The sequence below is a fragment of the Celeribacter persicus genome (assembly GCF_003050785.1).
Classification (GTDB): domain Bacteria; phylum Pseudomonadota; class Alphaproteobacteria; order Rhodobacterales; family Rhodobacteraceae; genus Celeribacter; species Celeribacter persicus.
The window spans coordinates 21,152-34,505 of record NZ_QAOH01000024.1 but is presented as its reverse complement, the minus strand read 5'-3'; the positions used below and the strand labels follow the sequence as shown (position 1 = coordinate 34,505).

11 protein-coding genes and 2 pseudogenes are annotated in these 13,354 nt (G+C 56.3%); 2 read left to right on the top strand and 11 right to left on the bottom strand.

Annotated elements, in window-relative coordinates:
- Positions 1–78: 78 nt before the first annotated feature.
- From C8N42_RS18635 to C8N42_RS18605, 7 genes and pseudogenes are all read right to left on the bottom strand, one after another.
- A complete protein-coding gene (locus C8N42_RS18635) occupies positions 79–285 on the bottom strand; it encodes a helix-turn-helix domain-containing protein (protein ID WP_107817987.1) in 207 nt (68 codons plus the stop codon).
- A gap of 526 nt (positions 286–811) precedes the next feature.
- On the bottom strand, positions 812–1,408 hold the full coding sequence (locus tag C8N42_RS18630; RefSeq protein WP_107817986.1) for a TetR/AcrR family transcriptional regulator: 597 nt from the start codon (positions 1,406–1,408) through the stop codon (positions 812–814).
- A 293-nt stretch (positions 1,409–1,701) separates the two neighbouring features.
- A pseudogene (locus tag C8N42_RS18625) lies at positions 1,702–2,634 on the bottom strand (IS5 family transposase).
- A gap of 128 nt (positions 2,635–2,762) precedes the next feature.
- Complete coding sequence (locus tag C8N42_RS18620; protein WP_170109372.1) at positions 2,763–3,710, bottom strand: alpha/beta hydrolase; 948 nt, start codon at positions 3,708–3,710, stop codon at positions 2,763–2,765.
- 135 nt (positions 3,711–3,845) lie between these two features.
- Positions 3,846–4,958, bottom strand: a complete 1,113-nt coding sequence (locus C8N42_RS18615) for an ABC transporter permease (protein WP_107817984.1) — start codon at positions 4,956–4,958, stop codon at positions 3,846–3,848.
- Between the two features lie 7 nt (positions 4,959–4,965).
- Positions 4,966–7,710, bottom strand: a complete 2,745-nt coding sequence (gene rbbA / locus C8N42_RS18610; RefSeq protein ID WP_107817983.1) for a ribosome-associated ATPase/putative transporter RbbA — start codon at positions 7,708–7,710, stop codon at positions 4,966–4,968.
- On the bottom strand, positions 7,707–8,774 hold the full coding sequence (locus tag C8N42_RS18605) for an HlyD family secretion protein (protein ID WP_107817982.1): 1,068 nt from the start codon (positions 8,772–8,774) through the stop codon (positions 7,707–7,709). Before C8N42_RS18605 ends, rbbA begins: the two co-directional genes overlap by 4 nt.
- A gap of 124 nt (positions 8,775–8,898) precedes the next feature.
- On the opposite strand from C8N42_RS18605, the gene C8N42_RS22215 reads away from it, so the two are divergent.
- A complete protein-coding gene (locus C8N42_RS22215) occupies positions 8,899–9,060 on the top strand; it encodes a TetR family transcriptional regulator (protein WP_107817991.1) in 162 nt (53 codons plus the stop codon).
- Positions 9,061–9,112: 52 nt separating this feature from the next.
- Positions 9,113–9,496: a TetR/AcrR family transcriptional regulator gene (locus tag C8N42_RS22210; RefSeq protein ID WP_107817981.1), complete on the top strand. Its 384-nt coding sequence runs from the start codon at positions 9,113–9,115 to the stop codon at positions 9,494–9,496.
- Between the two features lie 70 nt (positions 9,497–9,566).
- Here C8N42_RS22210 and C8N42_RS21985 read toward each other — a convergent pair.
- The 4 genes and pseudogenes from C8N42_RS21985 to C8N42_RS18580 form a co-directional block, all read right to left on the bottom strand.
- Positions 9,567–9,803, bottom strand: a pseudogene (locus C8N42_RS21985) (integrase core domain-containing protein); the annotation flags it as partial.
- 215 nt (positions 9,804–10,018) lie between these two features.
- The gene (gene fabI / locus C8N42_RS18590) at positions 10,019–10,792 is read right to left on the bottom strand and encodes an enoyl-ACP reductase FabI (protein ID WP_107817980.1); all 774 of its coding nucleotides are present in this window, start codon (positions 10,790–10,792) and stop codon (positions 10,019–10,021) included.
- On the bottom strand, positions 10,792–11,958 hold the full coding sequence (locus C8N42_RS18585) for an acetate/propionate family kinase (RefSeq protein WP_211309219.1): 1,167 nt from the start codon (positions 11,956–11,958) through the stop codon (positions 10,792–10,794). The genes fabI and C8N42_RS18585 overlap by 1 nt, the downstream gene beginning before the upstream one ends.
- The gene (locus tag C8N42_RS18580; protein WP_107817978.1) at positions 11,958–13,352 is read right to left on the bottom strand and encodes a bifunctional enoyl-CoA hydratase/phosphate acetyltransferase; all 1,395 of its coding nucleotides are present in this window, start codon (positions 13,350–13,352) and stop codon (positions 11,958–11,960) included. The genes C8N42_RS18585 and C8N42_RS18580 overlap by 1 nt, the downstream gene beginning before the upstream one ends.
- Between the last annotated feature and the right edge of the window lie 2 nt (positions 13,353–13,354).

Here is a 13,354-nt window from a genome sequence, read left to right as displayed (position 1 = left end):
ACTGGCCGCCAGCGCTCTGTGCGCCCGTCACGCTAAACCCACAAGTGGTCTACTTTTGCGCCGCCCTTTGGTAGGTTTTTACTCCGCCGTTGACACCTGCCCAGCTTCAGTAAATTCGACACCGTTATGGTGCCTCTCAAATAGCATCGCACCCAAATCATCCTCAATGGCGCGGATCGTGCGACTCAGTGTTGATTGTTGTATATTCAGGGCTTCGGCAGCTGCACGTATACTCCGAAATTCGGCGATAGTAATCAAATAGTGTAGTTGACGCAGTTCGATCATGAAGCCGCCTCCGCATAAACAGCCGACACTTAAGTTGAGACGCGGCGACTCTTTTTTTACCGCGGCTTTGCTGCCGAGAAACAATCAATGGCAAGACTTCCTGCACGCCGCTTATTGGCAAACTCAATGGGGCTGACTGTCGCCCCAGTTTTTAGGCTGAGCACCACAGCGATCACGGAGTTGTGAACCCAACAATAAACGCAAACGCGCCCCGCACTGCCACCTTCCTTTCCTTGGTGCAGCTTAGCACTCTCAATCTAAATCAACACTCGTTGACTTTCAAGCTTAAACTTTCCAATACTGCAAGGTCATCGCAATAAATTCGCTTCAATCCGAGCCATAGTTTGCGTAGCGGACGTTTTTCACATGAGAATAGCCATTCGGCCCGATCGAGATAGAAGTATTTTTAGCGCCGGAGGGGGCAAGCAAGGGCCTTTTGCGTCGGTCAAACACTATGTATTCGGCAAGTGGAACTCGCCAACCGCGAATCCAAAATGCATCCAACACGCCCATACAGAGGTTGCGCTCAATCGGGGTTGTTTCCTCTTTGCAAAAGAGGGCTCTCGCTCAGGATTTGGTGAATTAGGCAGGTCAACATCGCAGTGACTTTATCACGCCCTAACGCGGTAACAGTTGGGGGCTTTAGAAAATCACGCAGTATTCCAAAACCTAGTAGGAGTGAAATGACGACGTAGATTCTCTCCTCAGCAACACCTTCGAATTTAGAGGAAAGCGGGCGAAGGAACAGGCTTTCAAATCGCTCCTTAAGGAGAGGCGATAACTGCGCACTATGAACGGAATGGATGAGGATATCAAATGCGCTAATATTAGGGAGGACCCTGCCACGAGGCTCTGCAAGTAGCCGTTCCACCAAGTAAATTGCAATCTTATCAGGCTCTAGAACACTTAGATCAAGCCGTTCTGATGAAGCTTCAAGCGCTTCAATAAAAAGCATTTTCTTAGATCCAAAGGATCGATGAGCATAGGCAACGTCAACCCCAACATCGCCAGCGATGTCGCGAAGACTGGTTTCCTCGTAAGAATGCTCGCCAAATCGTTTTATCGCGGCTTCAAGAATCTTGCGGCGTGTAACACCTTCTCCGCGCGGCGGCCGGCTCCCCATGATTAGTCCTTTCAGGTTTACTTGAAACTATAACGGCATCCCGACATAAGTCAATGCTTGTTGACTTTTCGGCGAGATCAACTCAAAGTGCGTTTCAAATGCGTGATCAGTAAAGGCGAAACCTTTCCCGATCAGGACGATTAGCTCGGAACACATAGACCGTGCCGAGAGTGGATCGGCACCCATTTTCGTGCGCACCAGCGCGGCCCGGTCACTATCCGGCTTTCAGAGCGTTGAGTGGCACTGTTGCACAAATTTGGGTGTGAACGGAGGTCCCCTTTCCCGAGACATACCTATCCTACGGGCTCAGTTACGGGTATGCCGAGGGCCGTGTAGCGGTTGAGCACCGCGATCCGGACCTGCAACTCAGCGACCTGCCGGTCGAAGTCCCTCGCCATGAGGCCTTGGCCGAGTAGTTTGACGCAGTTCATCTTTGTCTCTGCGCGGCTCCGGCGGTGATATCCGGTCAGCTTTCGCCAGAGTGCTCATCCGAGATATTTGCAGGCTCTCACAGCTTCGTTTCGCGCGATAGCGCCCGCTGTGGTTGGCTTCCAGGGTTGGGCATTTTTACGCGGAAGGATAATGGCGGCGGCTCCCCGAGCCGCGATCACATTGTGACATCTTCGAGTATCATAGGCGCCATCAGCGGTGACGGTCGCAATTTCTAGGTCGCGTGGGATCTGTTCCAGCAGGTCAGGCAGCATAGGTGCATCACCGACATTGCTGGTCGTGACGCCGACCGCGCGGATCTCCAGCGTTTCCTCGTCCATACCAAGGTGAAGCTTGCGCCACAGGCGTTTCTTGCTCCCGCCATTCTTGCGTGCGTTCCACTCCCCTTCGCCCTCGGCTTTGATCCCTGTCGCATCGATCAGAAGATGCAGCGGTTCAGTTCCCCCGCGGTAAGGGATGGAGGCATTCAACGTCTTCTGTCGGCGGCACAGAGTGCTGAAGTCCGGGACTTTCCAGTCGAGCCCTGCCAGACGCAGCAGACTTTCGACAAAACCGGTCGTCTGACGAAGGGGCATGCCAAAAAGCACCTTCATCGTCAGGCAAACCTGGATCGCCGCGTCGCTGAACTCAGGCTGACGCCCGCGCTTGCCTGTCCGATGCGCGTACCAAGACATCTCAGGATCAAACCAGATCGATAACGAACCGCGCTCCTTCAGCGCCGTGTTGTACGCAGGCCAGTTCCTGGTCTTGTACTTCGTAGGGGACCAACTGCTCATGCCTCCCAGCTATCATGCTGGATTCATAAGATGAATCCTTCAGGCGATTTGTGCAACAAAGCCGCAACAGAGATTCAGATTCATCGGCTTTTGGGAAGCCCGAGAGTCAGAATTATTGAAAGTTGGTATTACTCGCTTAAAGCTCCGCCTATCACCTGAAATACGTCGCCGACATTGTTAAAAACAAAGGCACCGGCATGGCGCACTCCTCCAAATGGATTAGCGTTTACGTTGACTGAAGATACTCCTGAAAACAATCCGATGTAGCGACTATGCGTCGAGTCGGTGGATTCGATCTGGGTAACATCCACAATACGAACTCCCGTATCAACTATGAGTTGCTGAATTGCCGGATCGTTAACATCGACGGCCCCAAGTCGCGTCCGATCGGCGGCGAGTCGTGCAGAAATTTTCAACGCGCGATCGTCTGAAGAAACAAGAATAGTAATGGGATGTTTCGTTTTTCCGATGGACGCCATCTGCTTGCGGAATAGATCAATGTCTATGTCTGGCGCGGCGAGTACTAGAACTGTGCGATCCAGAACATCGCTCCGTCCGGCGAGGCTTAGATGGACCAGCGCTTCCATCGTCATACGGGCACCCATACTATGAGCCAAAACGGGTAGCGGATCTGAAACGCTACGCCCTTTTGTCAACATTGTCAGAAGATCTGCCAAAGCTGCACGCGAAAAATCGGAAGCATCGCGATCAGCCAGATAAGCTGTCGCGCTCCCCTCGGATGGCCATGAAAATACTATGGGTTCTCCGTCGATCTGCGCATCAGCAGCGAGTTGGACACCGCGGAAAAGCGCCTCCTGATAGTTGGTGTTAAATCCGTGAATATACACTCCGACATGACGCTGTGAGGCTTTGCGGGAGAATGCTTCCGCGCTCAGGATTGTGTCATTTCGGACTGCGAAATGTCTCGCTGCGTCGATTTCAAGATCTGGCCATTCGATCTTTCCAGGCTGATGGTTCGGTGGAACCGAGACAATATACTCTAGAAAAGTTGTTTTGTCTGCGCGATTGCCCCCAAAGGTTTCTGGATAGTCTGTCACTTGCGCGCGGGTAGTCATCGCAAGCACCCTGATATTACGAGCCCCGTCCGGAAGGGTCGTCGTATCCGGGACCAACACTTCCGGTCCAGGCCGCGACGCACAACCCGCAAGCAATAGAAACATCAGGAAAAGAGCTTGCCGCAAAACCATGTCCTACCTAAGGAAAGCGCGAAAACGGACCAGGGCGAGCTGGAACAGAACAAAGCCAATCAGCGCGAGCGCCAAAAACTGCGGCCAAACGACATCGAACCCTGCCCCTCGAAATAGAATCCCCTGCGACAGAATAATGAAATGGGTATTCGGTGCCGCAAGCATAAGGTTTTGAATAATCTCTGGCATCGACTCTCTCGGCGTCATTGCACCCGACAGCACCTGCAGCGGCAGGAGCGCCAGCATCAGCAGCAAAGCAAATTGCGGCATTGATCCGGCAATGGTGGCCAGGAAGATGCCTAGGCCGGTCATCGCAAAGATCATCAACGCCGTACCCGCGAGAAAAAGAGCAACTGAGCCTTGTACGGGTACATCCATCAAGGCCTGCACAACGACAAGCAGTGAGAAACTAGAGCCCAAGAGCACCACCAACCCCATAGACCAGATTTTCGAGACCATGATCTCGGTTGCGGTAACTGGCATGACCAAAAGGTGTTCAACCGTTCCATGTTCCTTTTCGCGGATCAGTGCGGATCCTGTCAGCACCAGCGACAGCATCGTAATTGACTGGATCACGCTCGAAATCGCTCCGAACCATTTCGGGTCAAGGGACGGATTGTAACGCGCGCGCAATGCCAGATCCACCGGCAGTTCCGTTTCGGAGCGGTGACCAGAGACGAATTCAGATACTTCGGCGGAGACGATTTGCTGAATATATCCACCGCCGGTAAAGGCTTGGCTCATACGGGTGGCGTCGACGTTGAGCTGAATCGCAGGGCTTCTGCCTCCCAACACGTCGCGCTCAAAATCGGGGGGGATGTTCACCGCGAAAGTGTCCAGTCCCTGGTCCATGCGGTCATCCATTTCGGCCGCAGTGATCATTCGGGGAGAAACGAAATACGGCGGATAGAAGGCCGAGGAAATCCGGGTGGAAAGGTGTGACTGATCCTCGTCGACGATGGCGATGGCGGCATTGCTCAGAGCATCGGGGGAAGAGTTCGCCGTGGTCCAGACAGAAAGTGAAAACGCGTAAACAATGAGGGCCAGCATAACCGGATCCCGCCAAAGCCCGCGAAGCTCTTTTACGCCGAGGTTAAAGGTATTCTTCAGGTTCATCCCGCCCTCACTTCGCCTGCTTCGACAGGAAAAACGCTGCCAACCCTAGAATGACCGGAACGGAAATTCCCATGGCCAGCATCGGACCGGCCAATTCTGCCATGCCAAAGGCCTTGGAAAATGCGCCGCGCGCCGCGGTGACGAACCATGTTGTCGGATATATTTCTCCGACGACGCGTCCAAATCCGGACAGCGAAGACACCGGGTCGATCAGGCCTGAATAGCTGACCGCGGGGATCATGGTCAGCATAGCGGTCGCAAACAAAGCCGCTACCTGGCTCGCGATGAACACCGAGACCAGAAGCCCGAGAGCCGTGGTCGCGACGACATAGATCAATGCTGCCAGTGCAAAGCCGACGAAATCGCCGTTGAACGGCACCGCGAAGAACGTAACCGCTATGGCCATCATGAGCAGGAAGTTCAGCATGGCGAGCGCGATATAAGGCAACTGTTTGCCGATCAGAAATTCTAGCCGTGTGACTGGGGTCACATAGAAATTGATGATCGAGCCAAGCTCGCGCTCACGCGCCACGGAGAGGGTGGTCAGAATTGCGGGGATCATCAGCAAGAGAAGAGGGATGATCGCGGGGACCATTGCATCAAGGCTTCGCACGTCCGGATTGTATCGATAGCGTGTGACCAGTTCAAAATTGCCTGTCAGTGCGGCATCTCCGTAGATTTGGCGGGCTTGTGCGCTGAGCCAGGCAGAGTGCATACCTTGTACGTAACCTTGGACGGTATTGGCGCGGGTGGTGTTGGCGCCATCGAACCAGGCTCCCACGGATACATCTCGTCCCGCGGCGATATCTGCGGCAAAGCCGGGCGGGATCTCAATTGCCAACGACAGATCGCCCGAACGCATCCTCGCATCCAGTTCATCGTAGCTGGACAGTGGATCCTGTTCGATGAAATATCGTGAACCGGAAATGTCGGCAACGTACGAGCGGCTTGTCGTGGTCTGGTCTCTGTCAAGGACTGCAAAACTCAGATCCTCGACATCCATGTTAATGCCCAGTCCGATCACGATCATCAAGAGCAGGGTGCCAACCAGAGCCATGGCGAGGCGAATAGGGTCGCGCTGCAGTTGCAAGCTTTCGAGCCTCGAATAACTTAACAGGCGCTGCAGGCTAAACCCCTTCTGCCTTGCAGCCTCCGAAGCTCCGCCTGCCCCTGAAACGGGCGCTATCGCGTTAGTCTCCATTGGCTCAAGTACTTCAGGTGTCTCACCGATTGCGTCTTGCAGATAGGCTACAAATGCATCTTCCAGCGTATCGCAGGCCTTGTTGCGGGTGATTTCGGCGGCGGTGTCCGAGACCAGCACCTTCCCGGCATGCATCAGACTGATGCGGTCGCACCATTCCGCTTCGTTCATGAAATGGGTAGAGACGAAAATTGTCACCCCATCCTGTCGCGACAACTCCGCCAGAATCCTCCAGAAGGCGTTGCGAGCCACCGGATCCACGCCCGAGGTTGGCTCGTCCAGAATCAGGATCTCGGGTCCGTGGATCATCGCAACAGCCAGAGACAACCGCTGACGAATACCCAGCGGCAGCGCATCGGGCAGATTATTGATGACATCCGCAAGGTCGAAACGCGCGATCATTTCCGCGACACGACTAGGTATTTTTTCGGGCTTCATGGCAAAGAGCTTGGCATGCAGTTCAAGATTCTGCCTTACCGTCAATTCGGAATATAGGGAGAAGGCCTGCGACATGAAGCCGACCCTGCGCCGTACGCCCAGGTCAGAGGCATCGACCTCATGGCCAAAGAGTCGTGCGCGGCCCTCACTTGGCTCCAGAAGGCCTGTCAGCATCTTCATCGTCGTGGTTTTGCCGCAGCCATTCGATCCCAGAAAGCCAAAAATCTCGCCACGAGAAATGCGGAAACTGACATTGTCCACAGCGACGAAGTCTCCGAAGCGTTGGGTCAGCCCCTCTGCTTCGATGGCGACGTCTGTCATTTCATCTGCCCGTGGCGGGATCACTACTGTAGCATCTCCGTCGCGATCCTCTTCGGGCAATAGTGAGATGAAGGCTGTATCGAGATCGCTCGCGCCGGTGCGTTCCAGAAGCTCCTGTTTGGTCCCAGATGCGAGAACACGACCGGCGTTCATCGCGACAATCCAATCAAAGCGCGCCGCTTCCTCCATATAAGCAGTGGCGGTGATCACGCTCATTTCGGGCCGTTCACCGCGAATTCGATCAATCAGATCCCAAAACTGACGACGCGACAGCGGATCGACGCCCGTCGTCGGCTCGTCGAGGATGAGAAAGTCTGGATCGTGAATCAGCGCACAGCACAGCCCCAACTTTTGCTTCATACCACCCGAAAGCTTGGCCGCGGGGCGGTCACGGAAAGGAGACATGCCAGTGGCGGCGAGCAGATCTACAATACGACGCTCACGCTCGGCTTTGTCATGGCCGAAGAGGCTGCCGAAGAAATCCAGGTTCTCCTCGACTGAAAGCGTCGGGTAAAGATTTTTGCCGAGCCCCTGTGGCATATATGCGATGCGCGGGCAGATGCGGTTTCGGTGCTTGAGGTTCCGCATGTCCCCGCCAAGGACATTGACATCGCCTTCCTGAACGACACGCGCTCCAGCCAGCAGAGAGAGCAGGCTCGATTTGCCAACCCCATCCGGTCCGATCAGTCCGACCATGCAGCCTGACGGGATGTCCAAGGTCACATCATTCAGTGCTATAACCGCGCCATAGCGCAGTGTCAGGCCGGACACCCCGGCGGCGACCCCGTTCATTTCACGACATTTGCAAGGAAGTCAGGCCATGCAGCATCTGGATCGAGCCGCAGATAGGCCATGCCGGGAAGACCGGTTTTTACATATTCGATATGCTGAACCAAAAGGTCCGGATCGATGCGTGCCCGCACCCTGAACATCAGCTTTTCGCGCTCATCCGCGGTTTCGACCGTTTTGGGTGTAAACTGCGCAACATCGGCCACATAGGAGACCGCTGCAGGGATCACGATGTCCGGTGCCGCATCCATGACAAGGCGAACTTCGGAGCCGACCTGAACCCTGCCGACCTGAGAGGTTGGGAGGAAGACCGTCATGTAGACATCGGCAAGGTCGACCAAACTCAGGATACGTCCGCCAGAGCTTACAATTTCACCCTCCTGGGTGACGCGATATTGAATTCGGCCATCGCGCGGCGCCTTGAGCGTGGCATCGTTCAGCGAGGCCTGAATGGAATCGATGGAGGCTTTCGCCGCATCGACGGCGGCCTCTGCATCTACCACCTGAGCGAGGGCGCTGCTCACGCCGGCTTGGGCTGCGGCATAGCTTGCTTCAGCCGAGGCAACGCCCGCGAGAGCTTGGGCATTATTCGAGCGGTCGTCATCCAGTACCTGCTGTGACACTGCATTGCTCTCGACCAGCCGCTCCGAGCGGGCAAGACGCAGGGCGGTCGCATCCGCGACGGCTTGGGCTTGACTCACGGCCGCCTCCGCCGCGCGTTTCTGCGCTTCGGCCTGTGCTACGAGAGCCTTCGCGGTTTCAACACCAATCTCAGCGCGGCGCAGCTGTGCTTCCGCTTGGCGTTTTTGGGCGTTCAGCTGCACCACATCCATCTGCACGAGAACGTCCCCTGTATGGACGAAATCGCCCTCAGCCGGCAGGATACTTGCGATGCGTCCGCCAGTCAGTGCAGAAATATCGAACTCCGTAGCTTCTATGCGGCCATTCGCCGCCGCGAGCCCAGTCGGCAGACCTGGATCGCGCATTTCAGTCCAGACAAGATAGCCAACGGCACCTGCAAGCGCTACGAGGGCGGCAAGAAGGTATTTCTTATTCGATTTTTTCATGACGGCGATCCGGGCAAGAGAAGAAATTTCAGGCTAGGCAAAATGGCCTTTTGTGTCTATTTGCGCAGCAATTACTGCAAAGTCAACGGTCGATGATATCGCCGCTAGGGAGGGCAATGAGCACATGCGCAGCAGTTCGAACTCTGAACCTCGACAGATCTCGGGACGCCAACGCGTTCTGGAGGCGGCGGTCGTCCTGTTTTCTCGATCTCCCTACTCCGAAGTCGGCGTCCGCGATCTTGCTGCGAGAGCCGGCGTGGGCCGGCGTGGATGTCGCATACGTTAATCGAGCCTTCGGATCCAAAGCCGAGTTGTTCAGGGCGGCAATCCTCGCAGTCATGAAGATCGATGACTTGTTCGACGAACCCATATCTTCCGGTGCTCTCATCGAGAGAATCTGCAACGTCATCACCGATGACGCGTCAACCGATGTGAACGAAGGCAGGGTGTTGGACATCGTCCTGCGATCCTGCACAAGCGCGGAACCAAGGGAGATCATCCGTGAGATCTTGGAGCAGAACTTCGTGGCACTACTCACCCGTACATTCGGTGAGCATGAGAAGATGGCGGTGATGTTCGCCACCTCATTTCTTTTCGGCGCGATTCTTTCTCGGAATATCTTGGAGATCGAGCCGATCAGATCGATATCCGACGATGAACTTCGATCTGTCTCCGCCTCTCTGTTACAGAGTATTTTGAACGACAATAATAAACTTGATTAGGGAGGGGCACCATCGGATTTTGAAGAGGGTGACAGGCTGGTGATGCCCCCGGATTTCGTCAGCATGACTGGGGCTGTTCCTCATTGTAGTATATGCGCCAGGCCTTTAACTTTTCGGCGGCATCTGCACGGGTTATGAATCAATGCTGGTCCAGACATTTCGTCCGGAACTGGCCGCTGAATGCTTTGATGAAAGCGGTGTCCGTCAGCTATTTCGGGCGCGATAAGCCCAGAGCGAGGCCGCGCTAATAGTCCCAGAGGGCCATGTCGCGCGACACGAACTCGGTGCCCTGATCCGCGCAAATGGTATTGTGGGAGCGTGGCTTCCTACCGGTCGCCGGCTCTTCAGGCACGAAGTTCAGCTACCTGCGGGCGTTGGCCCGGGCTTTTGCCAGAATCAGGATCCTTGTGACAAACACATTGCGGCACGATTTGCATTTGCGAGCTGTTAACCCTGCTTCACCACGATTATCGTGAACCTTCGCTGAGCGAATTGCCTCTCGTGTTGCCAAGACGGCCCATATCAGGCCGTGGTGTGATATCCGTTGTCGGCATAGACGACCGAGCCACTCATCGGTGCGGCGACGGGACTGGCTAGAAAGGCTGCGAGTCTGCCTATTTCCTCGATATCAACCAGCTTGCCAGAAGGAGTGCGCGCACGCACCTCATCCAACAACGCATCGAAGCGGTCAATTCCCGAGGCGGCACGCGTCTTTACTGGTCCGGCGGAGAGCGCAAAAGCACGGATGCCTTCCTCTGCAAGATCGGCGGCGACATAGCGAACCGAAGCCTCAAGGGCGGCCTTGACCGGTCCCATCAGATTGTAATTCTCGACCACCCTGTCAGCGCCATAGAAGCTGACGGTAATCAGCGACCCACCCGACTTCATTAAAGGCCGGGCCAATCGCGTCATACGCAGGAAAGAATGGCAGGAAACGTCTATGGCCAGTGCAAACCCCTCAGCCGTGGAGTTGACCACGCTGGTATGCAGATCCTCGCGGGGGGCAAAAGCAATCGCATGAAGGAGAAAATCCAGCTGCCCCCATTCCGAACCTATACGATCGAACACGGCTTCCAATTGGCCGGGCTCGCGCACATCGCAGGGCAGCAGTAGTTTTGCGTCTACTTCTTCAGAGACCGGCGCAACCCATTGATGCGCTTTGTCGTTCAGATAGGTCAGCGCAAGCTCTGCCCCAGCCGCGCGGAAAGCATGCGCACAGCCAGCAGCGATACTTGCCCTATTCGCAACACCCACGACAAGCCCGCGTTTGCCGTTCAAATCAATCACTCCACTCATCATAATCCCATCAAGCTGACAGCCTCGGATGCGATGATGCTCTCTTCATCCGTAGCGATGACAAAGGCTCGGATCCGGCTTTTCTGTGAACTGATTTCACGGGCGTTTCTGACATTGGCCAGGTGATCAAGCTCCAGCCCTAGCCACGCCAACCGGTTCGCCACGTTTTCTCGGATGCCGGGTTGGTGTTCGCCGACCCCAGCAGTGAAGACCAATGCGTCGATGCCGCCAAGACTGGTCGTCAGCCGTCCCACCTCGCCCGCAATCCGCTGGCAAAAAAGATCGATTGCTTCGACGGCCTCGGGGCGGGCACTCGTCATGAGCTCCCGGCTGTCGGCTTCGAAACCCGAAACGCCAAGGAGCCCGCTTTCGTGGTACAACATTGTTTCAACGCGTTTCAGATCCCAATCCAGCTCTCCCATCAGATAAAGAATCACGCCCGGGTCCAGAGCGCCTGAACGTGTGGCCATTGGGACTCCGTCAAGGGTGGAAAAGCCCATCGAGCTGTCCACGCTCATGCCATTTTCCATCGCGCAAAGGCTGGCACCGCTGCCCAGATGGGCAACCACCGCCTTGGCGCCGGGCACGATTTCAGCAAGCTCTCGCGCGATAAAACTGTAGGAGAGCCCGTGGAAGCCGTAGCGCTTGATGCCTTGATCATGCAGCGCGCGGGGAATCGCGAAACGGCGGGTCAGCGGTTTCTGTGTCGCGTGGAAAGCGGTATCGAAGGAAGAGGTCTGCGGCAGACCTGGGTAGAGACCGCGCATCGCCTGGATCAACCGCAGACTTTGCGGCTGATGCAGCGGGGCCAGGCGAGCCAAGTCGTCGATCTGGGAAATCACCTTGTCGGTGATGAGGGTGGGGCTTGTGAATATATCGCCGCCGTGAACCACTCGGTGCCCGACCATCGCCAAACGCGATAGATCGAATTGCCCCGCCAGCCAGCCAAAGGCATGATTAAGCACTCCCCTCAAATCATCAACCTCTGCTTTCAGCACTTGCGAAAAGGTCGCGCCCTTCCGTTTCAGGCGGAGCTCGAACGGTTCATCACGAAAATCGATCACACCAGTTGCCAGCCGGCTGGGTCCCGTCTGCGTCAGTGCAAAGAACCCCAACTTGATAGTCGATGATCCGGCATTGAACGTCAGGATCAGATCTCGCTCCATCACGCGACCACTTCGGTCTTGCGGCTTACCGCGAGCTTGGCCAACGCTGCCGAGGCAATGCGCGCCGACAGCGGGTCGGCGCGGCTTGTCAGCACGATGGGAACCCGAGCGCCCAGCACGAGGCCCGCAGCGGTGGCTCCGGCAAAATAGATCAACTGCTTTGCCAGCATGTTCCCGGCCTCAAGGTCCGGAACGAGCAAGATATCAGCCTCGCCCGCTACCGGCGAGATGATGCCCTTCGTAGCCGCCGCTTCAGGGCTGATGGCATTATCAAAAGCCAGCGGGCCATCGACCATCGCCCCCGTAATCTGTCCGCGTGCCGCCATCACGGTCAAGGCCGCTGCATCTAGCGTCGCGGGCATAGCCGGGTTTACAGTTTCAACCGCGGCCAGCACAGCAACTTTGGGTCGCTCCAAACCGAGAAGATGCATAAGATCGACTGCGTTCTGGCAGATGTCGCGTTTCTGCTCCAGCGTGGGCGCAATATTGATCGCGGCATCGGTGACGATCACAGGCTTGCCATAGGCTGGCACATCCATTCCGTAGACGTGGCTTATCCGCCGTTCGGTACGCAGACCACCGGTTTTCGAGACCACAGCCGCCAAGAGCTCATCCGAATGCAGGCTGCCCTTGACAAGAGTCGAAATGCGCCCGGCCGCCGCCAGTTCGACTGCACGGGCAGCGGCGGCGTGGCTGTGCGGGGTGTCTTCGATCACCATGTCGTCAAGTGCCACGCCCGCTGCCTCGGCGGCGGCACGGATCTTTGGTTCGGGGCCGATCAGCAAGGGCTCAAAAATCCCCTCATCTCGTACCTCAATCGCGCCAAGGATTGCCGCTTTGGAGCAGGGATGCACGATTCCCGCCGAAACGGCGGCCAGCCCCCGCGCCTCATCGACAAAGTTCTGATAGCGGCTCTTATAGCGGATCATCGCTTCCGGCATGTTGTCAGGCGTCCACATCACCTGCGATGTCGGGGCAATGACGAGTGCCTCGCCCGAAAGCACGGTTTCACCCTGTTGGTTGGCGCAGATCGTCGAAAGCCGTACCCGATTTTGACCGGTGATGAGCTCTATTACCTCGACGGTGGCGGTAATGGTGTCGCCCGGTGAGACTGGTTTCAGAAAGCGGATTTGTTGACCCAGATAGATGGTGCCAGGTCCCGGCAAGCGGGTGCCCAGAACGGCAGACACCAGCGCCGCGGTCCACATTCCGTGAATGACGACATGGCCAAATGGGCCGTGAGCGGCAAAACCGGCATCCATATGCGCGGGATTGTTGTCCCCCGATACCGCGGCAAAAAGCGCGACGTCGTCAACACCCACGGCACGCGTCAGGGCTGCCCGGTCGCCGGGCTGCAACTGATCGAAGGTTCGGTTGGTCAAAGCATCGGTCATGA